The 26,751-nt window shown below is 62.4% G+C and carries 26 protein-coding genes; 10 read left to right on the forward strand and 16 right to left on the reverse strand.

Annotated features, from left to right (window positions below):
* The first annotated feature begins 72 nt into the window (after window positions 1–72).
* From ACN6O8_RS23765 to clsB, 6 genes are all read left to right on the forward strand, one after another.
* On the forward strand, window positions 73–1,356 hold the full coding sequence (locus tag ACN6O8_RS23765; RefSeq protein WP_427993436.1) for a putative Na+/H+ antiporter: 1,284 nt from the start codon (window positions 73–75) through the stop codon (window positions 1,354–1,356).
* Between the two features lie 245 nt (window positions 1,357–1,601).
* The gene (locus ACN6O8_RS23770) at window positions 1,602–1,916 is read left to right on the forward strand and encodes an FmdB family zinc ribbon protein (protein ID WP_427993437.1); all 315 of its coding nucleotides are present in this window, start codon (window positions 1,602–1,604) and stop codon (window positions 1,914–1,916) included.
* A 17-nt stretch (window positions 1,917–1,933) separates the two neighbouring features.
* Window positions 1,934–2,596, forward strand: a complete 663-nt coding sequence (locus ACN6O8_RS23775; protein ID WP_427993542.1) for a DUF502 domain-containing protein — start codon at window positions 1,934–1,936, stop codon at window positions 2,594–2,596.
* A gap of 40 nt (window positions 2,597–2,636) precedes the next feature.
* Window positions 2,637–4,424, forward strand: coding sequence for an aspartate--tRNA ligase (gene aspS / locus ACN6O8_RS23780; protein WP_427993438.1), 1,788 nt, complete (start codon window positions 2,637–2,639; stop codon window positions 4,422–4,424).
* 275 nt (window positions 4,425–4,699) lie between these two features.
* A complete protein-coding gene (locus ACN6O8_RS23785) occupies window positions 4,700–5,566 on the forward strand; it encodes an endonuclease/exonuclease/phosphatase family protein (RefSeq protein ID WP_427993439.1) in 867 nt (288 codons plus the stop codon).
* Complete coding sequence (gene clsB, locus ACN6O8_RS23790) at window positions 5,563–6,774, forward strand: cardiolipin synthase ClsB (protein ID WP_427993440.1); 1,212 nt, start codon at window positions 5,563–5,565, stop codon at window positions 6,772–6,774. The genes ACN6O8_RS23785 and clsB overlap by 4 nt, the downstream gene beginning before the upstream one ends.
* 12 nt (window positions 6,775–6,786) lie before the next feature.
* Here clsB and ACN6O8_RS23795 read toward each other — a convergent pair whose 3' ends face one another.
* The 3 genes from ACN6O8_RS23795 to ACN6O8_RS23805 form a co-directional block, all read right to left on the reverse strand.
* Window positions 6,787–7,656 carry a DMT family transporter gene (locus ACN6O8_RS23795; RefSeq protein ID WP_427993441.1) on the reverse strand — a complete coding sequence of 290 codons (870 nt, stop codon included), beginning with the start codon at window positions 7,654–7,656 and terminating at the stop codon, window positions 6,787–6,789.
* 15 nt (window positions 7,657–7,671) lie between these two features.
* Window positions 7,672–9,030 (reverse strand): MFS transporter, encoded by a 1,359-nt coding sequence (locus ACN6O8_RS23800; RefSeq protein WP_427993543.1) that lies wholly within the window; start codon window positions 9,028–9,030, stop codon window positions 7,672–7,674.
* Between the two features lie 96 nt (window positions 9,031–9,126).
* The gene (locus tag ACN6O8_RS23805; RefSeq protein ID WP_427993442.1) at window positions 9,127–9,696 is read right to left on the reverse strand and encodes an SRPBCC family protein; all 570 of its coding nucleotides are present in this window, start codon (window positions 9,694–9,696) and stop codon (window positions 9,127–9,129) included.
* A 180-nt stretch (window positions 9,697–9,876) separates the two neighbouring features.
* Here ACN6O8_RS23805 and rfbB point away from each other — a divergent pair, with 180 nt between their 5' ends.
* Genes rfbB through rfbC form a run of 4 tightly spaced genes read left to right on the forward strand, consistent with a single transcriptional unit; the run spans window position 9,877 to window position 13,254 of the window.
* Complete coding sequence (gene rfbB, locus ACN6O8_RS23810) at window positions 9,877–10,938, forward strand: dTDP-glucose 4,6-dehydratase (protein ID WP_427993443.1); 1,062 nt, start codon at window positions 9,877–9,879, stop codon at window positions 10,936–10,938.
* Window positions 10,935–11,825 carry a dTDP-4-dehydrorhamnose reductase gene (rfbD, locus tag ACN6O8_RS23815; protein ID WP_427993444.1) on the forward strand — a complete coding sequence of 297 codons (891 nt, stop codon included), beginning with the start codon at window positions 10,935–10,937 and terminating at the stop codon, window positions 11,823–11,825. The genes rfbB and rfbD overlap by 4 nt, the downstream gene beginning before the upstream one ends.
* Window positions 11,826–11,827: 2 nt before the next feature.
* Window positions 11,828–12,709 carry a glucose-1-phosphate thymidylyltransferase RfbA gene (rfbA, locus tag ACN6O8_RS23820; protein ID WP_427993445.1) on the forward strand — a complete coding sequence of 294 codons (882 nt, stop codon included), beginning with the start codon at window positions 11,828–11,830 and terminating at the stop codon, window positions 12,707–12,709.
* Window positions 12,709–13,254, forward strand: a complete 546-nt coding sequence (gene rfbC, locus ACN6O8_RS23825) for a dTDP-4-dehydrorhamnose 3,5-epimerase (protein WP_427993446.1) — start codon at window positions 12,709–12,711, stop codon at window positions 13,252–13,254. Before rfbA ends, rfbC begins: the two co-directional genes overlap by 1 nt.
* Here the strand turns inward: rfbC and ACN6O8_RS23830 are convergent.
* The 13 genes from ACN6O8_RS23830 to hisF are packed head-to-tail and all read right to left on the reverse strand — an operon-like array spanning window position 13,251 to window position 26,751.
* The gene (locus tag ACN6O8_RS23830; protein ID WP_427993447.1) at window positions 13,251–14,303 is read right to left on the reverse strand and encodes an MraY family glycosyltransferase; all 1,053 of its coding nucleotides are present in this window, start codon (window positions 14,301–14,303) and stop codon (window positions 13,251–13,253) included. The two genes, rfbC and ACN6O8_RS23830, sit on opposite strands and share 4 nt — an antisense overlap.
* Window positions 14,300–15,145, reverse strand: coding sequence for an NAD-dependent epimerase/dehydratase family protein (locus ACN6O8_RS23835; RefSeq protein ID WP_427993448.1), 846 nt, complete (start codon window positions 15,143–15,145; stop codon window positions 14,300–14,302). Before ACN6O8_RS23835 ends, ACN6O8_RS23830 begins: the two co-directional genes overlap by 4 nt.
* A gap of 13 nt (window positions 15,146–15,158) precedes the next feature.
* Entirely contained in the window at window positions 15,159–16,058 is a 900-nt protein-coding gene (locus ACN6O8_RS23840; RefSeq protein WP_427993449.1) for a glycosyltransferase family 2 protein, read from the reverse strand.
* Window positions 16,055–17,083 (reverse strand): glycosyltransferase family 2 protein, encoded by a 1,029-nt coding sequence (locus tag ACN6O8_RS23845; RefSeq protein ID WP_427993450.1) that lies wholly within the window; start codon window positions 17,081–17,083, stop codon window positions 16,055–16,057. The genes ACN6O8_RS23840 and ACN6O8_RS23845 overlap by 4 nt, the downstream gene beginning before the upstream one ends.
* A 9-nt stretch (window positions 17,084–17,092) precedes the next feature.
* Window positions 17,093–18,838: a hypothetical protein gene (locus tag ACN6O8_RS23850; protein WP_427993451.1), complete on the reverse strand. Its 1,746-nt coding sequence runs from the start codon at window positions 18,836–18,838 to the stop codon at window positions 17,093–17,095.
* A 14-nt stretch (window positions 18,839–18,852) separates the two neighbouring features.
* The gene (locus tag ACN6O8_RS23855) at window positions 18,853–19,917 is read right to left on the reverse strand and encodes a hypothetical protein (protein WP_427993452.1); all 1,065 of its coding nucleotides are present in this window, start codon (window positions 19,915–19,917) and stop codon (window positions 18,853–18,855) included.
* Window positions 19,914–21,335, reverse strand: a complete 1,422-nt coding sequence (locus ACN6O8_RS23860; RefSeq protein ID WP_427993453.1) for an ABC transporter ATP-binding protein — start codon at window positions 21,333–21,335, stop codon at window positions 19,914–19,916. Before ACN6O8_RS23860 ends, ACN6O8_RS23855 begins: the two co-directional genes overlap by 4 nt.
* Complete coding sequence (locus tag ACN6O8_RS23865) at window positions 21,332–22,153, reverse strand: ABC transporter permease (RefSeq protein ID WP_081335530.1); 822 nt, start codon at window positions 22,151–22,153, stop codon at window positions 21,332–21,334. Before ACN6O8_RS23865 ends, ACN6O8_RS23860 begins: the two co-directional genes overlap by 4 nt.
* Entirely contained in the window at window positions 22,141–23,373 is a 1,233-nt protein-coding gene (locus tag ACN6O8_RS23870; RefSeq protein ID WP_427993454.1) for a hypothetical protein, read from the reverse strand. Before ACN6O8_RS23870 ends, ACN6O8_RS23865 begins: the two co-directional genes overlap by 13 nt.
* A gap of 2 nt (window positions 23,374–23,375) precedes the next feature.
* The gene (locus ACN6O8_RS23875) at window positions 23,376–24,335 is read right to left on the reverse strand and encodes a Gfo/Idh/MocA family protein (protein WP_427993455.1); all 960 of its coding nucleotides are present in this window, start codon (window positions 24,333–24,335) and stop codon (window positions 23,376–23,378) included.
* Window positions 24,336–24,363: 28 nt separating this feature from the next.
* On the reverse strand, window positions 24,364–25,329 hold the full coding sequence (locus ACN6O8_RS23880; protein ID WP_427993456.1) for a hypothetical protein: 966 nt from the start codon (window positions 25,327–25,329) through the stop codon (window positions 24,364–24,366).
* A gap of 1 nt (window position 25,330) precedes the next feature.
* Window positions 25,331–25,975, reverse strand: a complete 645-nt coding sequence (hisH, locus tag ACN6O8_RS23885; RefSeq protein WP_427993457.1) for an imidazole glycerol phosphate synthase subunit HisH — start codon at window positions 25,973–25,975, stop codon at window positions 25,331–25,333.
* A 2-nt stretch (window positions 25,976–25,977) separates the two neighbouring features.
* A complete protein-coding gene (gene hisF, locus ACN6O8_RS23890) occupies window positions 25,978–26,751 on the reverse strand; it encodes an imidazole glycerol phosphate synthase subunit HisF (protein WP_427993458.1) in 774 nt (257 codons plus the stop codon).

Genomic DNA, 26,751 nt, shown 5'->3' on the forward strand with positions numbered 1-26,751 from the left:
TAGTGCGACCCTTGTCCGCCGATTCCGGGTCGCGTGCGCGCGGCCCGGGTCTTCATTCCGGAAGCGCTTTCGATGCCCCAGTCCATAGAACTCATCGCCACCCTCCTGTTCGCCGTGGCGGTGCTGCACACCTTTTCCGTTCCCATGTTCGCCCGTCTGGCCCATCGCGGCGGGCCCCACGCCGGTTTCTGGCACCTGCTGGCGGAGGTCGAGGCGGTGTTCGGGGTGTGGGCGTTCGCCCTGATCGTGGCGATGGCGGCGCTGTCGGGGCCGTCCGCGGCCATCGGCTACATGGACACGCGCAACTTCACCGAGCCGCTGTTCGTGTTCACCATCATGGTGGTGGCGGCCAGCCGGCCGATCCTGGAGCTGGTGGGACTGCTGGTGCGCGCCACCGCGCGCGTGCTGCCCCTGCCGCGGGAGCTGGCGACGTTCTTCGTGGTGATGGCGCTGGTGCCGCTGGGCGGTTCGTTCATCACCGAGCCGGCAGCCATGACGCTGGCGGCGATCCTGCTGCGCGACGCCTACTTCCGCACCAGCGGCCGCGCCGGCTTCAAGTACCTGACGCTGGGCGTGCTGTTCGTCAACGTTTCCATCGGGGGGGTGTTGACCTCGTACGCCGCGCCGCCGGTGCTGATGGTGGCGTCGACCTTTGGCTGGGATTCGAGCTTCATGGTGCAGCATTTCGGCTGGCGTGCCGCGGTTGCGGTATGCCTGAATGCGGCCCTGCTGACCTTCGTGTGCCGCAAGGCGCTGCTGGAGCGGTCAGTGGGCACGGGGGGCGGGGTCGACGCGCCGGAAGGCAAGGACAACCGCCCGCCGGTGCCGTTCGTGGTGATGCTGATTCACCTGGTGTTTCTGGTGGCGGTGGTGTTGACCGCGCACCATCCGGCGATCTTCCTGGGGTTGCTGATGATGTTCATCGGCTTCGCTGAGGCCTACAAGCGCCACCAGAACCGCCTGCTGATCAAGGAGGGGCTGATGGTGGGGTTCTTCCTGGCGGGCCTGGTCGTGCTGGGCGGCTTGCAGAAGTGGTGGTTGCAGGATCTGCTCGGCGGGCTGGAGCCGTTCGTGCTGTTCTGGGGCGCGACCGCGCTGACCGCCATCACCGACAACGCCGCGCTGACCTACCTGGGCTCACTGGTGGAGGGCACCAGCGAGGCCTGGCGCTACATGCTGGTGGCGGGCGCCGTGACGGGCGGGGGGCTGACGGTGATCGCCAACGCGCCCAACCCCGCCGGTTTCGCCATCCTGAAGAATCATTTCCCGGACGGCAGCATCTCTTCCGGACGACTGTTTTTGTCGGCCCTGGGGCCGACCCTGGTCGCCGCCTTGATGTTCCTGCTGCCCGTGTGACGGGACGGGGCGTCTGCCCCTGGCGGGCCCCCCGTGGCGTGCGCCATGGGGGTGCCGCCGGCCTTTCACGAAAAACCGCTAAAATTCAAGACTTTCCCGTATTTTTCCGGCCTTGCCCGCCCGTTGTCCGGTTCGGAGCCAGTTCCGGCCCCGGGGCCTTCCGTTGGAGGACCCCTCGCGCCCCTGGCTGTGCCCCGTGTCCGGCCGACGCTCATTGATACCGGGCCCGCGCCTGGGAGCTCTCGATGCCCATCTACGCTTACAAGTGCAGCGCCTGTGGCCATGCCAAAGACGTTCTGCAGAAAATTTCCGACGCACCGCTTTCGGTTTGCCCCGAGTGCGGTCAAAGCACGTTTTCCAAGCAAGTGACCGCCGCCGGCTTCCAGCTCAAGGGATCGGGCTGGTACGTCACCGATTTTCGTGGCAATGGCAGCGGCGGCCAGCAGGCCACGGGCGCCAGCGCGCCGTCGACCTCCGCTGACAGCGCCGCGCCGGCCGCCAGCGCCCCGGCCCCGGCCGCTGCCCCCGCGCCCGCCGCGGGACCGACGGCCACGTCCTGAGCACCCGCGCGATGCGTATGCGCGTCATCAAGAAGTACTTCATCACCGGCCTGCTGATCTGGGTTCCCCTGGTCATCACGGTGTGGGTGCTGGGGTTGCTGGTCGCCACCCTCGAAGGGTTCGTGCCTGGCTTCCTGTCGTCCGAATCGTTGTTCGGTGTCGACATCCCCGGCTTCCGCTTCGTCCTGGTCATCGTGGTGGTACTGTTGACGGGCATCTTCGCGGCCAACCTGATCGGCCGTACCATGGTGGATCAGTGGGAGAATCTGCTGGGCCGCATTCCCCTGGTGCGCTCGATCTACAACTCGGTCAAGCAGGTCAGCGATACCGTGCTGGCGCCGAACGGCCAGGCGTTTCGCCGCGCCGTGCTGGTGCAGTATCCGCGGGCCGGAAGCTGGACCATCGCGTTCGTCACCGGCACGCCCAGCGGCGAAGTGGCCGAACGGCTATCCGGCGACCACATCAGCGTGTACGTGCCTACCACGCCGAATCCCACGTCCGGCTTTTTCCTGATGGTGCCCCGTGCCGACACGGTGGACCTGCAGATGAGCGTGGACGCGGCCCTGAAGTACATCGTTTCCATGGGCGTCGTCGCCCCGGGTCCGGCAGCGCCGGGCGCCCGGCCGGCGCCGCTCCCTCCGACGCCGGACGCGCAGCGCGCGCCGGGTGTCGACCTGTAACCCTTTACGCTACTACCAAGCACACAACGGAGTTATCCCGATGCGTACCTGCTACACCGGCCAGGTTTGCCGCGACCATCTCGGCCAGACCGTCACCCTGTATGGCTGGGTGAACCGCCGCCGCGACCACGGCGGGGTCATCTTCATCGACTTGCGCGACCGCGCGGGCCTGGCGCAGATCGTGTTCGATCCGGATAACGCCGCCTTCGCCACCGCCGAGCGCCTGCGCAACGAATTCTGCATCCGCGTCACCGGCCTGGTGCGCGAGCGTCCGGCGGGCACCGCCAACGCCGAGCTGGCCTCGGGCGAAGTCGAAGTGCTGTGCAAGGAAGTCGAGATCCTGAACGCGTCGGTCACGCCGCCGTTCCAGCTGGACGACGACAACCTGTCCGAAACCACCCGTCTGACGCACCGCGTGCTGGACCTGCGCCGCCCGCAGATGCAGCGCAACCTGATGCTGCGCTACCGCGTCTCGATCGAGACCCGCAAGTTCCTGGACCAACTGGGCTTCATCGACATCGAAACCCCGATGCTGGCCAAGAGCACGCCGGAAGGCGCGCGCGACTATCTGGTGCCCTCGCGCGTCAACGCCGGCCACTTCTTCGCGCTGCCGCAATCGCCGCAGTTGTTCAAGCAGATGCTGATGGTGTCGGGCTTTGACCGCTACTACCAGATCACCAAGTGCTTCCGCGACGAGGACCTGCGCGCCGACCGTCAGCCTGAATTCACCCAGATCGACTGCGAAACCTCGTTCCTGAACGAGCTCGAGATCCGCGAGATCTTCGAGAACATGATCCGCCACGTGTTCAAGGTGGTGCAGGGCGTCGACCTGCCGTCGCCGTTCCCGATCATGAGCTGGACCGAAGCGATGCGTCGCTACGGTTCGGACAAGCCCGATCTGCGCGTGCAGCTCGAATTCACCGACATGACCGACGTCATGCGTGACGTCGACTTCAAGGTGTTCGCCGCCGCCGCCACGGCGCCCGGCAGCCGCGTGGTGGCACTGCGCGTGCCTGGTGGCGCCGAGATGTCGCGCAGCGAGATCGACGCCTACACCCAGTTTGTCGGCATCTACGGCGCCAAGGGCCTGGCCTACATCAAGGTCAACGAAGTGGCCAAGGGCCGCGACGGCCTGCAATCGCCCATCGTCAAGAACCTGCATGACGCCGCCCTGGCCGAACTGGTCAAGCGCACCGGCGCGCAGGACGGCGACATCATCTTCTTCGGCGCCGACCGCGAGAAGGTGGTCAACGACGCCATTGGCGCGCTGCGCGTGAAGATCGGCCACAGCGAATTCGGCAAGAAGACCGGCCTGTTCACGGCCGGCTGGATGCCCCTGTGGGTGGTCGACTTCCCGATGTTCGAGTACGACGAGGAAGACGGCCGCTACACCGCCGCCCACCACCCGTTCACCAGCCCCAAGGACGGCCACGAGGACTTCCTGGAATCCGATCCCAGCAAGGCGTTCGCCAAGGCCTACGACATGGTGCTGAACGGCTGGGAAATCGGCGGCGGCTCGGTCCGTATCCACCGCGAGGAAGTGCAGAGCAAGGTGTTCCGCGCGCTGAAGATCGGCGCCGAGGAAGCCCGCGAGAAGTTCGGCTACCTGCTGGACGCGCTGCAGTACGGCGCGCCTCCGCACGGCGGCATCGCCTTCGGCCTGGATCGCATCGTCACGATGATGACCGGCGCCGAATCGATCCGCGACGTGATTGCCTTCCCGAAGACCCAGCGCGCCCAGGACCTGCTGACCCAGGCGCCGTCGGCAGTCGACGAGAAGCAACTGCGCGAGCTGCACATCCGCCTGCGCAACGCGGAACCGAAGTAAGCCCACCCCCGAGCGCCTGCGGCGCTCCCCCTCAAGGGGGCGCCGCGCGGGACCGGCGGCCTGGCTTGGAGCGCTATCTCGGGTTTGTGGCTTGGGCTTGCTGGCGCCCCGCCCGGCGTGGCCACTCTCGTTTCAGGGTGTCTCCGAGGTGGGAAGGGGGCATGGAATTGGAGTAATCTGGCAGACGCCGCCTGGGTTGGCGGCGCTTGCCGGGGCTCCTTTTTTTGTGGGCCGCGGTTGGCGGTTTCACTGTCTTGAGAGGCGCCATCTCTTCCATGTCGCTCATCCGTGTCGTCAGCTACAACATCCACAAGGGCCGCTCGGCGCTGGGCCGCCGCGACTCCCTGAACGAACTGCGCCTGGGCCTGTACGGCCTGCGCCCCGATCTGGTCTTCCTGCAGGAAGTGCAGGGCCGCAACGAGCAGAAATCGCTGCTCGATGCCCAGCACGAATCGCTGGCCGCCGCGCTCAAGCTCGAGGTGGCTTATGGCCGCAACGCCATCCGCCACGAGACCGACCACGGCAACGCGCTGTTGTCGCGTTTTCCCATTCTGGAGCACGAGAACCAGGACATCTCCGACCATCGTCTGGAGCAACGCGGGCTGCTGCACGCGCGCATTGAACTCGATGGCCGTGCCGTGCATTGCTTCGTGGTGCACCTGGGCCTGTTCGCTGGCAGCCGCAGCCGCCAGATCCTGGCGCTGACCGAACGCATCCGGCGCATGGTGCCTGACGGCGAACCGATCCTGATCGCTGGCGACTTCAACGACTGGGGTGACCGGCTGGCGCCGCTGTTCGTGCAGCAACTGGGCCTGTACGAAGTGTTCTCGCACGCGCCGCGCAGCCATGGCGGCGAACTGCCGCGCCTGCGGGACTCGGTCAAGCGCCTGAGCAACGCCTTGCGCGGCCTGCCCAGCAGCGGCGTGTCGGTGCTCGAACGCACCAATCAACTGGGCATGGATGGCAGCTCGCGCCTGTTGTTGCCGCCGCCGCGAACCTTCCCCGCCGTCTTTCCCTGGTTCCGCCTGGACCGCATCTACCAGCGCGGCTTCGCCGTGCGCAGCGCGCGCGTGCTGCGCGGCCGCGAATGGGCGCGGCTGTCCGACCATTCCCCGTTGCTGGCCGAGCTGGAACTTCCGTGAAGGCCGAGCAGGTCAGGCTGGAGTGGACCGACGGCAACGACATCCGGCTGCTGCAGAACGGCACCGACTTCTTTCCGGCGCTGTGCCAGGCGATCGACGCGGCCCAGTCCAGCGTGCATCTGGAAACCTACATCTTCATGCTGGATCGCACCGGCGTGAAGGTGCTGGATTGCCTGATGGCGGCGGCCGCGCGCGGCGTCAAGGTGCGGGTGGTGCTCGACGGCTTCGGCGCGGCCGAGACCGCCGATACCTTGCGTGAGCGCCTGACCGAGGCCGGCGCGCAATGCCGCATCTTCCGCCCCGAGCCGCGCTGGTTCGCGCGCTTCATCCCCTCGCGCAGCCGCCTGCGGCGCCTGCACCGCAAGGTCACCATCGTCGATGGCAATGTCGCCTTCATCGGCGGCATCAACATCATCGACGACTACGACGACCTCGACCCCACCGATGGCATTTCGGCGCCGCGCTTCGATTTCGCCGTGCAAGTGCGCGGTCCGCTGGTGACCGAGGCGGCCTACGCCCAGGACCTGCTGTGGGTGCGCCTGAACTGGGCGCGCCTGCGGCGCCATCCGCGCGACTGGAACCGCATGCGGCTGACCAGGCCCAGCCATACGCCCGTGGCGCCCTGTGGCACCTTGCGCGCCGCGCTGGTGCTGCGCGACAACCTGCGTTTCCGCCAGACTTTCGAGCGCGCCTATCTGTACGGCATCAGCCAGGCGCGGCGCGACATCCTCATCGCCAACGCCTATTTCTTTCCCGGCCGCCAGTTCCGCCGCGCCCTGGCCAAGGCCGCCGCGCGCGGCGTGCGCGTGCGCCTGCTGCTGCAGGGCAAGGTCGAATACCGCATGCAGTACCACGCCACGCGCTCGCTGTACGATCAGCTGCTGCGCGACGGCATCGAGATCTACGAGTACATGCCGAGCTACCTGCACGCCAAGGTGGCGGTGATCGACAACGTGGCCACGGTCGGTTCGTCCAACCTGGATCCCTTCAGCCTGCTGCTGGCGCGCGAGGCCAATGTGGTGATCGACGACCAGCCGTTCGCCTGGGACCTGCAGGAGCGGCTGGAGGCGGCGATCCAGGAGGGCGGACGCTTCATCCGGCCGCTGGAGTATCAGCGGCGGGGATGGGTGCGGCGGTGGGTGGATGCGGTGTCGTATACATTGCTGCGGATCGGGGTGGCGTTGACGGGGACGTCGGATAAGTACTGAACCCGGCGTTCCTTACCCGCGCTTTTTCAACAGCCCCAGCGCGAGCGCGGTGCCAATCAGGATGATGGCGGCCCCCGCGCCGATCGGCGGCGTGATGGCCTCGTCCAGGAACCAGGCGCCCCAGATGACGCCGAAGATGGGCACAAGGAACGTGACGCTGACCGCGCCAGTCGGGCCGACATTGGCAATCAGTCGGAAGAACACGATGTAGGCCGCCCCGGTGCAGAGGATAGCCAGCAGCACCGTGGCACTCCAGGCCGCCAGGGAGGCGGGCGTGGCGGGCCAGGCGTAGATGGCAAGTGGTAGCAGCACCAACGAGGCGCCGATCATGCTGCCGGTAGCGTTGGCCAGGGCGTCCACTCCGTTCAGAAAGCGCTTCGTCCAGTTGGCGGCGACGCCATAGAAAACTGGCGCTGAAATGGCGGCGAGCACGGCGGGCCCGGTGCCGCCCGCCTGGAAATGCAGCTTGTCCCACACGAGCACGATGATGCCCACCAATCCGATCAGCAGGCCGAGCGCGCGCATCCAGGGCAGCTTGTCCTTGAACCACAGCCATCCCACTACCGCACCCCAAACCGGGGTGACCGCATTGGCCACGGACAGGAACCCGGCTCCGAGCGATTGCGCGGCGTATGCATACAGCAGGAAAGGCACCGCGGCGTTCAGCGTGCCAACCACCAACAGTGATTTCCAGTGTTGGCGAATGAGGGGCAGCTTGCCCCGCCACAGCGCGATCGGCAGCAGGAACAGCGCAGCCAGGCCCACACGCAGTTCGATCAGGGCGACCGGACCGAACTCCGCCACTGCCAGGCGCATGAACAAAAAAGAGCCGCCCCAGACGGCGGCCAGCACAAGAAGATCCAGCAGATCGCGTTGGCGCATGCGTTCAGTCCCGGTTCACGTCGACTTGCGGCCCGTGGTCAGATTCCTCATCTTGACCCGGTGCGCCAGCAGCGCACAGGCCAGGGACAGGACAATACACAGCACCAGGCCAGTGCGCACTCCGTTTAGTACATTGCTGTGCGAGATCAGGATACCGACCACGGCGGTTCCCAGCGCGCTGCCGATAGCGCGCGTGGTCTGCACCAGCGCCGACGCCACGCCCACGTCGCGGCGTTCGCTCAGCATCTGCATGAAAAGGGTCAGGTTGGGCAGCAGGAAGCCCAGCGCGCAGCCATTGACGAAGAAGGCCGCCAGGATCCACCAGGCCGAGGTGCCCGGGGAAATCAGCAGCACCATCAGCGAGCCGGTCGCCAGCAGGCCGCCGCCGAACACCATCAGGCGTTGGGGCTCGGTCTGCCGTGGGAACAGGCGGCCGTTGATGATGCTGCCTACCGAAATTGCGGCCACCAGCGGCGTCAGCAGCAGGCCTGCCTCGCTCGGTGTGTAGCCGAGCACTTGTTGCAGCAGCAGCGGGCTGTAGAAGATCAGTACGAACATGACCGCGCCGACCATCATGGCGGCCAGGTTCAGCAGCCGCGATTCCCAGGCCGCCAGCACGCGCAGCGGAAAGATGGGGGAGGCGATTCTGCGTTCCGTGGGTATGAGAATGGCGATCGCGACCGCGCCGGCCAGCGCGAGCATCAGCCCGAGCATGGGGTGGGCATGGTCTCCGCTGGCGAAGGCCAGTTCCAGCGCGGCCAGCGGCGCACCCACCGCGATGACCAGCAGGATGGCGCCCAGCCAGTCGATCTTGCGGCTTTCGTCGTGCAGCGGCCGGATCCGCGGAAAATAGCGCGCGAGCAGGAAGAGGGTGATGGCCGCCGCGATCGGGGAAATGAAGAATGCCGCCCGCCAGCCCATCGCCTGTGTCACTGCGCCGCCCAGCACCGGGCCGATCCCGCTCGCCATGGCGAAGGCGGCCGAGACCAGCGCCATCCAGCGCACGCGTTGCTTGGCGTCCGGGAACAGGTCGGCCGGCGCCGCGAACGCGGTCGCGATCATCATGCCCCCGCCGATGCCTTGCAGCGAGCGGAACACGATCAATTGCGTCATGGATTGCGACAGGCCACAGGCGATGGAGCCCAGCGCGATGATCAGAACCGACACCAGCATCAGTGGCTTGCGGCCGAACATGTCGCCCAGGCGGCCGAAGATCAGGATCGACGCCGCCGTGGCCAACAGGTAGCCGGTGCCCACCCAGGCGTACAGGGACATGCCATTGAGGGCCTCGGCTACGCGTGGCAGGGTGGTGCTGATGATGGTGGAATCGAACGCTGCCAGCACGACAGTGGCGGATACGCCCGCCATGGCCATCAGCAGGTCGCGGCGGGAATGTGCGGGGGCGGCGGGCTGGGGCGGTGAGGGGGGCGGGTTCATGCCGCCAAGCATATCACCGGCCCACTAGGGTTTTCACTTGTAGAAGGCGTGGTAGCTCCAGAACACCACGATCACCAGCACGACCAGCGCCCACGACCAGCGCGAATTCGACAGGCCGCGCGGTTCGGGTTCCGGGGGCGGGGGAGGGGGCGCGATGCGGGGTTGCGCGGCCATGTGGTCAATGAACGCCGTGAAAAAGCGGTCGATGATCTTTTCACCGGCTTTCAGCACCAGGCCTTCGCCGCATTCGGCCAGTTTGCCGCCGGTCATGCCCGCTACGGTATAGGCCACCCGGGTGCCTTCGTCCTTGGTGCTGAGATTGACCTGGGCGGTGCCGATCGCCAGGCAGGCCGCGCGGCCCTTGCCTTCGAAAACCAGGGTGCAACTGTTGGGGGGATCGACATCGGACAGGAGGATCTCGCCTTCGTAGTCGGTGTCGATTCCGGCCACTTTCGCCCGCAGGGTGACCGCGTACTCGGTGGCCGACCGCTGCGTCACGCTCACGCAACCCGGTATGCAGCGTTGCAACACTGCCGGATCCGTGAGGGCGTCCCAGGTTTGGTGCTGGGTGGAGGGAATCCATTGGGCATCTGCAATGCGCATGGCTGTCTCCTTGCTTGGCGTAGTTGTAAGCCCATTTTGGACTCAAAGCGCCGAAATGCCAACCAGACGCCGCTGGCCAGGGCGGGCAGGGCGCCGGCCCCGAGGCACAGAGGTAAAATGCAAGGTTCCGCCAGCCATCGCCGTAGGGGATGGCGGCAAACTACTCAGACGCACACTTTCATGAGCATTCTTGTTAGCGGTGGGGCCGGTTTCATCGGTTCGAATTTCGTGCTCGATTGGTTTGGCGACTCTGATGAACCGGTAGTCACGCTGGACAAGCTGACCTATGCGGGCAATCCCGCCAACCTGGCATCGTTGCAGGGCGATCCGCGGCATGAGTTGGTGGTAGGCGATATCGGCGATGCAGGGCTGGTTTCATCGCTGCTTGCCAAGCACCGTCCTCGGGCGGTGATCAACTTTGCCGCGGAATCGCACGTGGACCGGTCGATTCTCGGACCTGGTGCATTCATCCAGACCAATATCGTGGGGACGTTCAACCTGCTGGAAGCCGTGCGGGCCTATTGGGGCGAGCTGCCGGACGCCGAGCGGGCGGCGTTCCGCTTCCTCCATATCTCCACCGACGAGGTGTATGGTTCGCTGGCGCCCGGGGATGCGGCCTTCAGTGAAACGCATCGCTACGAACCCAACAGTCCGTATTCGGCCAGCAAAGCGGCCAGCGACCATCTGGTGCGCGCTTACCACCATACCTACGGGTTGCCGGTGCTGACGACGAATTGCTCGAACAACTACGGCCCTTATCATTTTCCCGAGAAGCTGATTCCCCTTGTGATCCACAACGCGCTCGGTGGCCTGCCCCTGCCGATATATGGCGACGGCCAGCAGATCCGCGACTGGCTGTACGTCAAGGATCATTGCAGCGCCATCCGCGCCGTACTGGCAGGGGGACTGCCCGGTGAAACCTATAACGTGGGCGGCTGGAATGAAATGTCGAATCTCGACGTGGTGCAGGCCATCTGCCGCCTGCTCGATGAACTCAAGCCGCGCGCCGACGGTCTGCCCTATGAGTCGCAGATCGCGTTCGTCAAGGATCGCCCCGGACATGACCGGCGCTACGCCATCGATGCGCGCAAGCTGGAAAAGGCGCTGGGATGGCGCCCGGCCGAAACCTTTGCGTCCGGCATCCGCAAGACGGTGCAGTGGTACCTGGACAATCCCCAGTGGGTGGCGGACGTGACCAGTGGCGCCTACCGGAACTGGCTGAAGGCGCAGTACGGCGTATGAAGATTCTGCTTATCGGTGCCAATGGCCAGGTGGGACACGAACTGCGGCGCACATTGCTGCCGCTGGGAGAAATCGTGGCGTGGCGGCGTGACGATGCCGACCTTGCCCACCCGGGGACACTGCCGTCGCGGCTGGCCGCCTGCGCGCCAGACCTGATCGTCAACGCGGCGGCCTACACGGCCGTCGACCTGGCCGAGAGCAACCAGGAGCTGGCCGAGGCGGTCAACGCCACCGCGGTCTCCGCGCTGGCGGCATATGCCGCGCAGGCCGGCATCCTGCTGGTGCATTACTCCACCGACTACGTGTTCGACGGCTCGGGGACGCAACCTTTTCGGGAATCCGATGTGCCCGCGCCGTTGAATGCATATGGCCGTTCGAAGCTGGCTGGCGAACAGGCCATCGCCCAGAGCGGCTGCCAGGCGCTGGTGTTTCGCATCAGCTGGGTGGTGTCGGCGACCGGCGCGAATTTCGTGAGGACCGTGCTGCGCTTGGCGGCCAGCCGCGACAGCCTGCGCATGGTCGATGACCAGTTCGGCGCGCCCACGTCCGCGGAACTGGTGGCGGATGTGAGCGCCCTGGCAATCGCCGCTTACAGGCGGGGCGCGCTGGCGCCGGGGGTCTATCATCTGACCGCTTCCGGGGAGACCAGTTGGTGCCGGCTGGCCAGGCATGTCGTGGTCCGGGCCCGCCGCAATGGCGCGGCATTGATAGCCGATGAGAAAGATATCGAGGCCATCGCCACGGAGGAATACCCGCTGCCCGCAATCCGGCCGCGAAACTCGCGGATGGATTGCCGCGCCCTGTCCCAGGCGCTGGGACTGCAGCTGCCTCATTGGACGATCCACGTCGATCGCGTCGTGGATCAACTCACCAGACAGGAAAATTGATCATGAAGCGCAAGGGCATCATTCTGGCCGGCGGTTCCGGCACCCGGTTGCATCCCGCGACATTGGCGCTGAGCAAGCAGTTGCTGCCGGTGTATGACAAGCCGATGATCTACTATCCGCTGACCACGCTGATGCTGGCCGGCATCCGCGAAATCCTGGTCATCTCGACCCCTCAGGACATTCCCAGGTTCCAGCAATTGCTGGGGACCGGAGAGCGCTGGGGGCTGGATCTCCAGTACGCGGTGCAACCCTCCCCGGATGGCCTGGCGCAGGCGTTCCTGATCGGGGAGTCGTTCATCGGCGACGATCTCTGCGCATTGGTGCTGGGCGACAACATCTTTTACGGCCATGACTTTCCGCAGCTGCTGGGCAGCGCGATGGGGCGTGACGAAGGGGCCAGCGTGTTCGCCTATCATGTGCTGGACCCGGAGCGCTACGGGGTGGCCGAGTTCAACCAGGCAGGCAAGGTGCTTTCCATCGAGGAAAAGCCGGCACGGCCCAAATCGAACTACGCCGTCACCGGCCTGTATTTCTACGACCGTCAGGTCGTGGAGCTGGCCAAGCGCATCCGCCCGTCGGCGCGTGGAGAACTCGAGATCACGGATCTGAACCGTCTGTATCTCGAACAGAATCAGCTCAATGTCGAGATCATGGGGCGCGGTTACGCATGGCTGGATACCGGCACCCATGATTCGCTGCTTGAAGCGGGGCAATTCATCGCCACACTGGAGAATCGCCAGGGTTTGAAGGTGGCCTGTCCGGAAGAGGTCGCCTATCGCAAGAAGTGGATCGACGGGGCGCAACTTGAGGCGCTGGCGCAGCCGCTGGCCAAGAATGGCTATGGCCAGTATCTTCTGCGCATCCTGAAGGAATCGGTGTTCTGATGAAAGCGACTCCGCTTGCCATTCCCGACGTGCTGCTGATCGAACCCAAGGTGTTTGGCGACGCGCGCGGCTATTTCTACGAGAGTTTCAACCAGGCCGCCTTCGACGCGGCAGTGGGCCGCAAGGTTGCTTTCGTGCAGGACAATCATTCACGTTCGGCACGCCATGTGTTGCGTGGCCTGCACTATCAGATCCAGCAGACGCAAGGCAAGCTTGTGCGGGTGATCGAAGGCGAGGTCTTCGATGTCGCCGTGGATCTGCGTCAATCATCGCCCACTTTCGGCAAGTGGGTCGGCGCGATCCTGTCGGCTGAAAACCGTCATCAGCTATGGGTGCCGGAAGGCTTTGCGCACGGCTTTGTCGTGCTGTCGGATTACGCCAGTTTTCTGTACAAGACCACGGACTATTACGCGCCCGAGCACGAACGCTGCATCAAGTGGGACGACCCCTCCATTGGTATCGAGTGGCCGTTCGAGGGCGAGCCTATGCTGTCCTCCAAGGATAGGGCCGGAGGCAGTTTGAAAGACGCGGATCTGTTCGATTAACGGTCCTGATCCGGCTTCCCGGCGCCCGCGGCGACGACCATGGCGATGATGGGCAGGTAGGCGAGCGCCGCGAATGCCCATTGCCAGTCACGCCACAAGACAGTGGCGTACGCCAGGGGAGCAAGCCAGAGCACATTCAGGACGAGCGCGGCACGGACGACATGGTAGTGCCCACGCTTGCGTGTACCCGTCCCGCGCCAACGGCGCGACAACCGTTGGTATGCATGGCTGCGATGTGCCTGCGTCCACTTTTCCCCGGCCCGCATCCGTTGTAATAGGGTAATGGTCGCATCCGAAATGAATAGCGCACCCAGCACAAGCCAGGTGGCATAGACGGTCCAGCCGGCGGCGATCGACATCAAAGCCAGCGTGAAAATCACGAAGGCCAGGAACGTGCTTCCCACATCTCCCATGAATATGCGTGCCGGTGGCCAATTGAAGGGCAGGAAGGCGAATACCGCAAAGAGCATTGCGACGCCCCACAGCCACGCGGGTTGAGTGCTGGCTGCCGGGTCCTGGCCGAAGGCCAGCAACGTGCCGGTCGCCAGCATGAACAGGGCCTGACTGCCGGCCAATCCATCGATGCCGTCCATGAAATTGAACAGATTTACCCACCAAATGCCGGCGAGCAGCAATGGGCCCGCCAACCAAGAGCTGGGAAGGACCATCCCGCCGGGAAGGGCAAGGCCAGGGATGACAGGCAGGGCGATCAGCAAAAGCGCACACACGCCAATCTGCACCATGAAACGCAGACGGGTCGGCAGGGGTTTGATATCGTCCCTGAAACCAATTGCAGCCAGGATTGCAGCCGCAATGACGATCAGCAGCCACGACACCGTTGGCACCGCATCGAAAGCCAGCAGCAACCCCGAAACCAGGCCGCCTAGAACCAGGCCGAGACCGCCGCCGCCAGGCGTTGGCACATCGTGCGACGAGCGATGATTGGGTTCCTGCACCAATCCCAGGCTGGTGGCGAATCTGATCGCCACGGCGGTCCCTAGCAGGGACAGGAAAAACGTGGCAGCAACGAGAACTGAGCCTGGCATCATGCTGGAATATCGTCGGTGGACAAGTGGAACTGCCGGGGTGAGAAGCCAAGGTCCCGGCTCGCGGGAGCGTGGTCGAATACCATGTCGAGATTCATGCGCTGTGCCATGGCGGGGGACCACTTCCGGAATCGCGGAAGGACTCTGCAGCAAGTCACGATGATCGTAATCGCAAAAAGCGGTACCCGGATAAACCGGGGTGACCGACCTAGCGCGACGAATATACGCGATACCATTTCGCGATAGGGAAGGGTTTCCCCGCCCGACAGGTTGTAGGCCTGATTGGCGGCAGCCGGGGCCTTCAACGCAGCAACGCTTGCCTGTGCGACGTCCTCCGCGTGGATCGGCTGCCGCAGCCCGGTCGCCTTGCCCAGCAAGGGAAAGAATCCCAGCCTCTTGATGACGCGAATGATCTCGGTGACATTCCTGTCCTGACCATAACCATATATAAGCGTGGGTCGCAGGATAACCCATTCCACCCCGTTGCTTTCTGCCCATGCTTGCAGGGCGGCTTCGGCGTCGTTCAGACGGCGAACCACTTCGCGTTCCGATGGATCGCCGGAATCGAGTTTGGTGTAGCGGCTGGTCGACGACAGAGCGACGATACGCCGGACCCCCCGTCGTTCGAGCAAAGGGAAGTAGTCGGGCAGTACCCAGATGGGAGCGACACACAGCCATTGCTCGATGGGAACGTCATGCTCCGCGGGCTTCGCGTTGGCGAGCTCCCAATGCACGCTCTCAGCGGAATCGGCCTGTGGCCGTCGCGAGAAGGCGATGACGCGGCGTTCCACGCCGAGCAACAGGGAAATGGCCGCCCTTCCGACGAGGCTGGTGGCGCCCAGCACGCCTACGCTGCCGCTAGCCATCGGCGCGACCGGAGCGGCGCAGCAGACGTCGCGCCGTATAGTAGGTGGCGACCAGGGAGAATCGCAGCCATACGCCGGCAGTCACCAGCCACATGAGCGCGCCGGGGTACTGGTGGCGAAAAAACTTGCGATAGAACCGCATCATGCCTCGATGCTTGTGCCATTCGACAAACACCGGACGTGAACGGCTGCTGACGCCTTTGTGATGGATCATTCGGGCGTCGGGAATGAACAGGATGCGCCACCGCTCGCGCCAGAAACGAACGCACCAGTCCAAGTCTTCGCAGTGCATGAAATAGGCTTCGTCGAGCAGTCCGACCTGTTGCATTGCCGGCCGACGCAGCAGCATGCAGGCGCCAGAAATGGCCTCGACCTCGACGGGATGGTCCGGTAGCGGCGTTTCATGCAGATGGAAGTCGGTGAAGAGCTTGGGCCACCGCGATGACAATCGCGCCAGTCCGAACGCTCTTACGAAAGACCGCCACGGTGTAGGTACCGCTCGGCGGCCTCCTGCCTGCTCAGTGCCATCGGGGTTCAAAAGCAATCCACCCACCATTCCCGCTGTCGGTTCCTGTTCCATCACTTCCATCATGCGATCGACAGCGCCCGGATCCAGTTCGCAGTCCGGATTCAGAAACAGCAGATAGTCTCCGACAGCTGCGTTGGCGCCACGGTTGCAGCCTTTGGCGAAGCCCAGGTTGGCATGGTTGCGCAAGACCTTGAGCTTGGGATCGGCGCCACAGGCTGTTTCCAAGGCTTCGGTGCTGCCATCCTTGGAGTCATTGTCGACCACCAGCACTTCCATCGCATCATGCAAGGCCGCGCGCACGGCCGGAATCAAGCCGGGGCCGGCGTTGTAGTTGACGATGATGACTGAGAGACTGTGGGTCATTTCCAGATTGCCTTCATGATGCGCTTGATTCCGGGGACCGGACGCTTGTCGAGGATGCGGAGGATGTCTCCAAGGCTCGCAGCCCTGCTCTTTTGTATGGATTTGCGCTTCTTCATCATTAACGGGATACCGAGCAGCGCATCACGCTTGGCGCGCAGGACCACACCCAGTCGGCCCAATAACGCATACCGCAAAATGCCCACGAGATTCAGCACGAAGTGAAAGGGGATCAACAACCAGAACAACACGCCCGGCATGTTCTTCACAAATGCCCAGATGATGTTGCGCTGGCCGTGATAGATGTAGAAGTCGCTGCGTATTCCGGTGACGGCAGAGCCGACATGGTGCACGCGCGCCATGGGAATGATCAAACATCGATGCCCCTTGAGCTGCAGGCGAAAGCCCAGGTCAACGTCTTCCAGGTAGCAGAAGAAATCCTCGTCCAGGCCTGCGATGCTCTCGATCGCTTGTTTGCGATACAGCGCGGCGGCGGCGCAGGGAGAGAAAGTCTGGAAAGGTTCGCTGGCCAGGGGATCATCGGCCTCGCCGATTCCCTGGCGCCAGGCATAGCCGCTGATGTGGTATGCGTCGCCCAAACCGTCCAGCAACGCCGGATTTTCGCTCTGCAGCAGCTTTGATCCGAACACCGCATATTCCGGGTGTCGATGGGCCGCCTGCATCAGCGTGGCAAACCAGTCTGGCTCTGCCAGCGTATCCGGGTTCAGCATGATCACCCAGGGGACATCACCCGCCAGTTCGATACCCCGGTTATTGCCCGCCGCGAAGCCAAGGTTGCCGGGCGCCTTCCAGTAATGCAGTCGTTCATAGGCATTAAGGCGCTCGAGCTGCGCGTCCGTGGCGTCACCGTTGTCGACGATGATGGTCTTGAATGTGCGCAGGGTCTGCGACTGCAACGCATCCAGACAGCGGTAGATGTGATCCCAGCAGTTGAAGGCGACGACGATGATCGCGCATTCAACGGTATTGTCCGGTGCGGGGGTCGGGCGGGGGGGGGGGAGTTCCATCGCGAACGCTCAGGATGTCAGGGAAACGACGCGCGTCGCGACATCGCGGGCGCGTGCCGCGATGAGCTCATCAAACAATTGCGCCTGGCGTTGCGCTGCGCGGCCGTCCAACAGCACCACCTCCGAAGATGTGCGCTGTTGAGCGGCCCGTAGCGATTCGTAGTGCGCATCAGATTCAATCAAACCGCGCAGCGTCTCCACATATTCGTTGCGGGTCTTCAGTTCCATGACCCCCGCCAGGCCCTTGTAGTCGTCATAGTCGTAGCGGTAAACATCGTAGTTGACCACTGGCACCGCCGACGTGATGGCCAGGCGGATGGTCGCGGAGGCGACGGCCACATACAGGTCCGCCAGTGGAACCAGGTCTTCGATCGGGGCGTTGATGATATGCGCGCCCAGATCGCTCAAGAAGCGCACACTGGCTGGTGCAATCCGGGGGTGCAGGTTGATGAGCAACGTGCATCGACCTTGCGTGCCGTTGGTAATAGCCTGCACCATGAAGCGCACCATGTCGGTGTATTCATCGAACTCGCAGCCGGGCCGTTGGCCAGCACCGAACTGGTCGGGAGGCAGTCCGAGCAGGATGATGCGGCCACGCAGCTCGATACCATGAGAGGCCGCCAGCGAGGCACGTAACGTGTCACGCTGGTTCAGGATCCGGTATAGCTTGTCATCCGAAATTGCGCCGGTCAGTCTTATTTTTTGCGAAGGTATGCCCGCCTTTAGATAATAGTCGCGCATGAAAGGGCTTTCCGCGGCGATGGCATCGCCGTGGCCGCTATTGATCAACCACGGGTTGGCGGGAGCCATGTTGAGGTATTCGGCGCCCAGAATATAAAGCGGAGGCAGGATAAGCCGGCGCCCCTTGTGCGTGATGACCCACTCGGGAAAAGCCCGAGCCAGGCTGCGCCGGATCCAGCCATGCACCTGATATGACGGGATGTCGTAGAACGCTTCCGCCCATTCCAGCGTATTGACGATGGTGAATGGCACAACGCAAGTGGCGGCTCCCGCCTCGTGCGCTGCGTGCACAGCCAGGTGGTGGTTATAGAACAGATTTTCCTCCGGCATCACCACCAACTCCGCGCCTGTGTTGCGTATCAGGGCGAGAAGGCCTTCATGGAACTGCTTTTGTTGCGCCAGGCCATTCAGAATGCCGTTGTTCAGAAATTGTCGAACCCGCATATGCGCACCCGATCGGGCAGTGCTGCGGGCAGTATCGACAGTGTTCCACTGGTAGGAAAAGAGCTTCAGATATTGCCGGGCAATACGGCCGTGCGAGCGTGCCGTCTCAGGCAGCGTCATGCCCTCCAACCCGCGGGCAACGATCTTGATCAGGATACCGATCAGGGCAATGGTCATCAATATCGATCGGACGAGATCGATCAGGCGCAACACGACGGTGCGCGCCAGAGACCACAACCAGGGCATGCGCCGTTTGAGTGGTTTGCAGAAACGGATAATTCGCTGCAATAGCCCGGCCGGCAATTGCTCGGTCATGGATCCCTGATGCTGCGCCTCGATGGTTGAAAGGTGTGCCGGACCGTCGAGAAAGCGGTCTCCATTCCAGATATAGCTGTCATTTTCCCGATTCTGGCAGTTCAGATGATTTTGGTCGAATACGGCCGAGGGATGAAATACCAATTTCGGTTCATATCTTCCCGTAGCCCGCAACGCGTCGGCGGCATCGAGCATGACCCGAAGATGCGTAGGGATGGTGACGATGAATAAGGCTACGTGCCGCTTATCAGTCATATTTCAGCTCTTCTCTAATTGGCCGGGTTCGACATCCAGGAGGCCAGCGCATCGGTCCCCGCGTCGGTCAAATGGCAAACGTCTGAAAAGAGTGCGTCCTTGCCTTCGAGCTTATCGAAATGGAGATTGGCGTCGCGAAAACCCAGGCCATGCTCCAGGCAGGCCTGTTGCATGAGCGTTGCCGCCTGGCGGTGAGTTGCAGCGTTGGTGTACAGCGCAAGCTGCGGTATGCGCAGCAGGTCTGCTTCGAAGCACTCGCGCTCGATCGCGTTCAGGGGTTTGGTGGTCCAACCGATAATAGGTTGAAGGATGACGTCCACGGGAATGCCCCTGCCTTTTGCCAGATCGCCCCAGTTGGTCAGGGTATTGGCCATTACGCGCAGCATCTTGGGCAGCGCGGCCGCGAAATCGGTCGCCGTAGCCGGCTTGGTGAACGCGGGGGTGGGCTCAGTTGCCGCCCGCTTCTCGAATTGGCGCTGCAGCCAGGGCCATTTCATGTAGCGTTCTTCGGCCCAGGTCAGGAACCTGCGCTTGGCCTGATGGGGGAGGTCACCGGCGGCGTCGATGCGGGCATAGTGCTGCTTGAAATAGACCTGGCTCGAATGCATGCCTCCCACGGCGTCGGACCATTGGTCTTCGGGCTGGGTGGCGATGGTGATATCGCAAATGCCGGTGACCAGAATGATGCGCTCCACAGGTGGTAGCAAATGTCGATGACTCAGATACAGCGCCTGTTCCTGTTGCATTGTGGCGCCGCGCACACTCAAATTGATGCAAGGAATGCCTGGGCGACTGAAATAATGCCCCAGCGTCTTGCGATCCGAGGTCAGGCCAACACCGAAAGAAGTGCTGTTGCCGAGTAGCAGCGTACATGCCGGATAGCGCTCGCGCGCACTAGCCAGGTCGATTTCCATCCCTTCGCTGTCGTACTGCACCCGAAAACCGAACGCGTCAATATTCAACGCGTTGGAGCGATAGCCCGGCTGCGCGATTGACATGACGTTCGGCCAGAACAGATTCGGCTGTGCCGAATAGTCCTTTTGCCAGGGGAAGTGAACGTAGCGGGGGTGGATGCTCATTGCGGGCCGTCACCGGTTCTTTCGATATTCCATTGCAGGCGCGGACGGATGGGATAGTCCGGCCATTCCCGTTCCCAGTCGCCACGCGTTTCGCGCGATCGACGATCATCGTTCACGCCGAAGGAAACGGCATCTGCCACCGCGATGTAATTGGGCGTGGTGGGGTTGGTGCAGATGATGACTTCCACGCGGAAAGTACCTTCGCCCAGGAAATGGCGTGGGATAGTGCAGGTTTCCCGATAGCGTCCAACGGGGCGCGGGCCCTCGCTGTCCATGCCCACCTGGTTGTCCATGGAGACAAACAGTCTCTGCCCAGTCAGCGTGAAGACATAAATATGCGCGTTCAGCCGGTGTTCCTGCCGCAGAACATCGAATTCGATGCTCACATGAATATCTTCCGATACGTCGAAATCCTCGGCCGGCCGGTCTTCTGCATCGGCAACCCAGACACGATGGATTCGCACGCCGCCATCCAGCATGGCTGGCGCAGATTCCACCGGCCATGTGATTTCGGACCTGCGGCCGCCTTCCAGAACGTAGTCCGAAATCGCCTTTTCCACGGCGCGCAATCCGTGCTGGTCCGGTGCCGGCGCGCCTTGGTCGGAGGATGGGTCCGCCACGACGATGCGGCCATGCGACATTTCCAGCGCCTTATTGCACAGCGATGAAATGGCGTTCATATCGTGGCTGACGAACAGCAAGGTTCTGCCGTGACCGGAGACCTCCAGCATCTTGTCTAGGCACTTTTTCTGGAACCCCGCATCACCCACGGCCAGCACTTCATCGACGATCAGAATCTCGGATTCCAGGTGCGCGGCAACAGAAAACGCCAAGCGCATGTACATGCCTGACGAGTAGCGCTTGATGGGCGTGTCGATTTGTCTGCCCAGCTCGGAGAAATCAACGATGTCGTTAAAAACCTGCCGAATACCGCGAGACGTCATGCCGTTGATCTTGGCATTGAGGATGATGTTCTCGCGGCCGGAGAGATCCGGGTGAAACCCAGTGCCCACTTCGAGCAGACTGACCAGGCGTCCGCGGAAGCGGAACTGGCCGGAGGTGGGGGTGGTGATACGCGACAGGATCTTCAGCAGTGTGCTCTTGCCCGAGCCGTTCTTGCCGACGATGCCGACGCGGTCGCCTTCCTCGATCTGGAAGGAGACATCCTTGAGCGCCCAAAAATGGCCCGGAGGGCAGTCCATCATCTGCTCCGGGGACAAAACGAGATGGCCGGGCGCCTTGGCCGGCTGCGCGTCGCGGTGTTGCTCGACCTCCGGTTTACCACGACCGGTCAACGACTGAGCCAGCGCACTGACGCGGCGCTCGATCGTCTGGTAAAGCGTGTCGACAGCGGGCTTGACGGCGGTGCCAAGTTTGTACCGCTTGGACACGGATTCTGCCTGGATGCTCCAACTCATAGCACGTCCACCATGTTCTTTTCCTTGCGGATGAAAACGACCGCGCCAACGGCAAGCACGCCCAATGAGATGGAGAGCGCCACGAGTACTGCCATCCAGTCGGTGGGGTGTCCGTTAAGCGCAGAACGGTACGTGTTGATCACGACGGCGAACGGATTCATCGTATATATCCATTGAGCCCAATGTGGCGCGACGGATACCGGGTACATGATGGGGTTGGCAAAGTAATAGAGCTGAATGAAGAGCGGAATGATGTGCTTGACGTCACGATAGCGAGCATTGAACGGCGCGAGCATCAAGCCCAATCCTACCGCCCATGACGTCTGGATCAAGAGCAGCAGCGGCATGACCATGAGGAACTTGATCGACCAAAGCCCGAAGTGGAGTGCAAACAACGATGCCACCACGTAGCCGACCAGAAAGTCCACGGTGCCGTTGACAGCATAGGACGCGCCGATGATCAGGCGCGGAAAGTAGATCTTACTGATCAGGGAGGCGTGCGCTTCCAATGAAGATATATTCTGGTTCAGAACAGCGATGAATGAATACCAGGGGACAATCGCCACCAGGTAGAACATCAGGTATGGCAAATCGTCCGACGGGATCTTCACCATGAGGCCAAAGACGAACGTCATGACGCCGACAGTGATCAATGGCGTCAGGACGACCCAGAGGGGGCCAAATACCGTCTGGAAATACTTGACTTTCAGGTCACGCGCGGAGAACGCCCATATCAAGCCCCGGTAGTGCCACAGTTCAGTCAGAACGTGCCATACCGAGTAAGACTTCTCGGCGCTTATTGTCGTTATTCTGGACATGGCAAACTCTCCGAATGCATGTTTAGCTTGGATGCGGCCATTAGTTGACCCAGGTAAAGCTCGTTGCTGTCCCGTATCCAATCGCGGGTCTTGGGTGGGAAATGTGAGTCGATGAGTTCATCCGTCATTACATGCTCGACATGTCGCGCGCCCAAGTACGTCATCGAGACTGAAACATAGGAAAAGGACAGAATGCGTAATTGCGCAGTCGCGTCCACCAGTGTTTCCACCGGCACTTCATCCATTTCCTCATCCACAATTCCGACGTGATAGCGGGCCCCCAGGCTTTGCGCGATCAGGACGACCTTTTCACGGCGAGAGGCGGGGTGGGGTTTCAAGATTAGTGTGCTGCCGGCGGGTACGTGGCGTTGCGCCGCGTCTACGTATAGCGCCACTTCGTTTTCGACCGCGCATAGCTTGGATTCCGCATAAGATCCCAGGATCATCAGACAGGTCTGTTCTTGCCCCGCGCAGGTCGGCAGTCGTCCCAACTTGTGGTTGCGCAGCCCGCTGGAGAGCGCTTGGAGCAGGTCTAGGACCAAGCGACGTTGGACCGGCAGCATGCTCTTGTTCCGCAGAAAATTCTGCCCTGGATCGCAGGGCAGAATGAGAGACGCATGGGTGGCTTCCAACTGGCGGGTTCGGCCAGGGCGAAGCCACCTTCGGCGCAATCTTGCTGCGATGTTGCGGGCATATCCCACGGGTTCTTTCAGCAACACCCGTAGATCGTTCAGAGGATACGTCACGGATTCGAAATAGGAATTCTCATACACGACACCCAAGGCGTCGCCATAGCAGACGCGCGTCGCCCGCGGGAAGGCCTGCATCGCCGACTGGGCAAGAAAGTCCGCGCTGATGTCATGCGCGTAGTGCATATCCGAAATTCCCGGCGACGCGAGCAATCCTCGCAGGTACGCCGCTTTGCGCATGACAGTCAGATGTTGCGACAGGTGGTTGCGGATCTCCTTGTCGGACGGCGCCAAGAGCTTCACCCACGGGAACTGGTCCAGCAATGCCGAGAAAGTCTTCAACCGGCGTTCGCGGATCTCCCGTGGCGTCCCGGGGGGCATCCAGATCAAGGCAATGGCCGGATTGTCTTCGGCCATTGCCTGAGCACGTCGGAGGCTGATCAACGAAGCCAGCGCCGGCAGCAACTGCTGAGGATAGTAAAGGCAGAGCAGCGAGATCGCGGAATCCGTATGTGATTCGACGTTCCGCAAGATCAGCCCCTGTCTCCCCGAATGCGCTGGTACCAATCCAGCATTTCGACTTGGTCCTGAATCGTAGGCAAACGGCCGGCCTCCCGGTTCAGGAAGGCGCGAGTCTGGTCATAGAGTCCGGGTTTATAGTCCTTGTCCAGTGTGTCGTCGATTTCGACCGGCTCGATCGCGACGCTGCCGATTTTTTGAATCTGCAGTTTCTCGACCGGACGGAAAATCAGGCGGTGCTTGTTGGTCAGCACTTCCAGGCCCCAACGGCCGGGGGCTGCCCAGTTGGCTTGATAAGAAAACAGGGCGCCATTCTCGCTGCGTCCCGCACCAGCGAAGACGGCCGCCAAAGGATGCCAAGCGAGTGCTCCGCTGGAGAATGCGGACAATTCTTGCGGCTTGCCACCGAGATAGAACGCCAGATCGATCAGGTGGGTGGAATTGGACAGGAACCACTCTTCCTTCACGCCTTCTTCCTTTGGAATATCGGCGATCACATGACCCCATTCGGTGAATTCGAAGTTGAAGGATGTGACCCCACCGTCTTCGGCAATAATGCGTTGGGCCTGTACGACCGAGGCGTAAAAGCGACGGTTGTAGCCCACCAGCACGTTCGCACCGGCTTTCTGGGCGGCGTTCGCGACGGCGCGGATCTCATCGGCATCGTGACCACCAGGCTTTTCGACCAGGATTTCCTTGAAACCGTGTTCGATCAGCTGCAGCGTGACGACGCCAAGCCATTTTTCACCGACCGTGACAATGGCGCGATCGGGATGATTGTCCTTGTGCTCGCGCAGCCAGGATTCGATGCCGCCCGTGCTGGCGGGCAGGCCGGTCTCGGTCGTGAATTTCTCGGCCGAAGCGGCGCCGCGCCCCACCGTTACCGGCGTGACTTTCAGTGCCTTGAGGGCCTTGGCGTATTCGACTGCCATCGGGCCGGAGCCGATCAGCAGTACGGTGTTGGTCTGGGTCATAGTCTGGATCCTTGTGAGACGCGTCGCGTCACGTGAACGGATACTGGTTCCTTTCGTCGGCGTGCGTGCGGACAAGCACGGCCAAGGGATCCAGTAGCGACAGATGCGTTTCCATGGAAGATGCGTACGGCGTGAGGCCGCACTGGTTCGTGGCGAGCAGGCGGTTGACGACTTCAGTGGTCAACTGACTCTGGAACGGGATCTGGGCTTCCTGTTCTTCCCAAGCCCACGACGTGGCATGGCTCGAGTACCAGAGCTTGCGCTCGGACTCGCGCACGATGAAACGGTGCTTTTGATTGAAGATCTCGACGATCACGGGCGCATCGCCATCGGGATAGCAGGTGACTTCGCACTGGCTGCCATTGGCGAAAGTGGCGCGCAACGTGCCGTTGAGTTCGAGGAAACCCGCGCGTTTGCTCGGAATAGGCGCATTGTCCAGGGCCGACGTGTCCAGTTTGAATGCGTTCTGCCCGGTCAGGTGGACGGCATGGTCGATGTAATGGATGGCATTGGTGACCAGCCCAAACTGGCTGCCGGTCACGCGATACGACAGGCTTGATCCGCCCACGATCGAACGGATGTGTTCGTAGACCGGCATCATGCGCATGGGGCAGTTCACCCACGTGTTGATGTTGCCGGCCTTGAGCAATTCGGCTGCCGCGGTGTACTCATCCTTGCGATTGAAGAGCAGCTTTTCCAACACCAGATTCTTGACTGGTGAAGCGTCCACCAGACGTTGCAGGGCGGCGAAACGCACGTTCGAGCTGGTTGCCACGATAGCCACGTCGGTATCGCCAGTTTTTTCGAACTCCGAGCTGAAGGAGATCTGATGTGGCGTATCAGACGCCACGGCGTTGTAGCGCTCTTCTGCCACGCGCAGGGAGTCGGCGGAGGGGTCGATGACAGTGATATCAAGCGGCGTTGCAACCGCTTTCAGCGCCTGCAAATGGCGGCTGCCCAGTTGGCCTGCACCTACGATCTTGACTCTGCGCATCTTAGAACTCCAAAAAACCACTGATGATCTTCAGACCGGTCGCGCCACTCTTTTCCGGGTGGAATTGGCAGCCGAAGACATTACCCTTACGGACCGCCGCGGAGATGCGGCAATCGCCATACTGTGCGTCGGCCAGGCGCGACGACTCTTCCGTTGGCACGGCGGTAAACGAATGCACGAAGTAGCAATACGGATCGGCGCCCAGATGCTTGAGAATCGAATCCTCCCAATGTGCCTCGGGATTAGGCCGATTGAGTTTGCTCCAACCGATATGGGGCACTTTCATGTCTCGCCCGGCGTCATCGTGCGGGGTGATCGGAGCGATGGTGCCGCTGATGATGTCCAGGCCTTGGTGGGAGCCGAATTCCTTACTTTCCGTAAACAGCATTTGCATTCCCAGGCAAATGCCGAGCAACGGCCTGCCGGAGGCCGAGTAGTCCTTGATCGGGGCGATCAGGTCTCGGGATTGCAGGCCCTGCATGCCGTTGGAAAACGCGCCGACGCCAGGCAGGACCAGGCGTTCGGCGGCCATGATTTCTTCGGCATTGCCGGATACGATGACCTTGGCGCCGCATTTCTCGAAAGCGCGTGTGACGCTGAATATGTTGCCGATGCCGTAGTCAACGACAGTAACGGTTTTCGACATGATTATTGCCCTTCTTCCAGGTGGCGAACCGAGACGCCACGATCCTGCAGTTGCTGACGGATATCGGGCAACTCCATCCGACGGTAATGCAGGATGTCGGCCATTGCCACGGCGTCAGCCTGCCCCTTCTCGCATACGTCGAGCGCGTGATCGACGTTGCCCATGCCACCGCTGGCGATGACAGGAATCGGGCAAACAGCGGTCACGGCCTTGACCAATTCGACGTCGAACCCCTTGCGCGTGCCTTCCTGGTCGACCGAGGTCAGCAGGATCTCACCCGCGCCCAGTTCGACGGCGCGTTGCACCCACTGCACCACATCACGACCGGTGCGTTCCCGGCCGTTGTCGGTGAACACTTCCCAGTGCCCCGGAGAGACGCGCTTGGCCTCAACGGAGAGCACCATGCATTGGGAGCCGAAGGTGCGGGAGACTTCGGTGATCAATTCGGGTCGATTCACCGCCGCCGTATTGATGGCAACCTTGTCCGCGCCCGCGCGCAGCAACTCGCGGACATCGTCCACCGAACGCACGCCTCCACCCACCGTGAGCGGAATGAAGACGTCCTGCGCAGTGCGGCTCACGATGTCACGCAAGCTATTGCGGCCGTAGAGGCTGGCGACGATATCGATGTAGATCAACTCGTCGGCGCCTTGTTCGTAGTACCGACGAGCGAACTCCTGCGGATCGCCGACGACCCGCAGTCCTTCGAGGTGAATTCCCTTGATGAGGTTAGGACCCTTGATGTCCAACCTCGGAATGAGACGAACGCCAGCCAT

The organism is Achromobacter sp., assembly GCF_050285565.1.
Classification (GTDB): Bacteria; Pseudomonadota; Gammaproteobacteria; order Burkholderiales; family Burkholderiaceae_B; genus Achromobacter.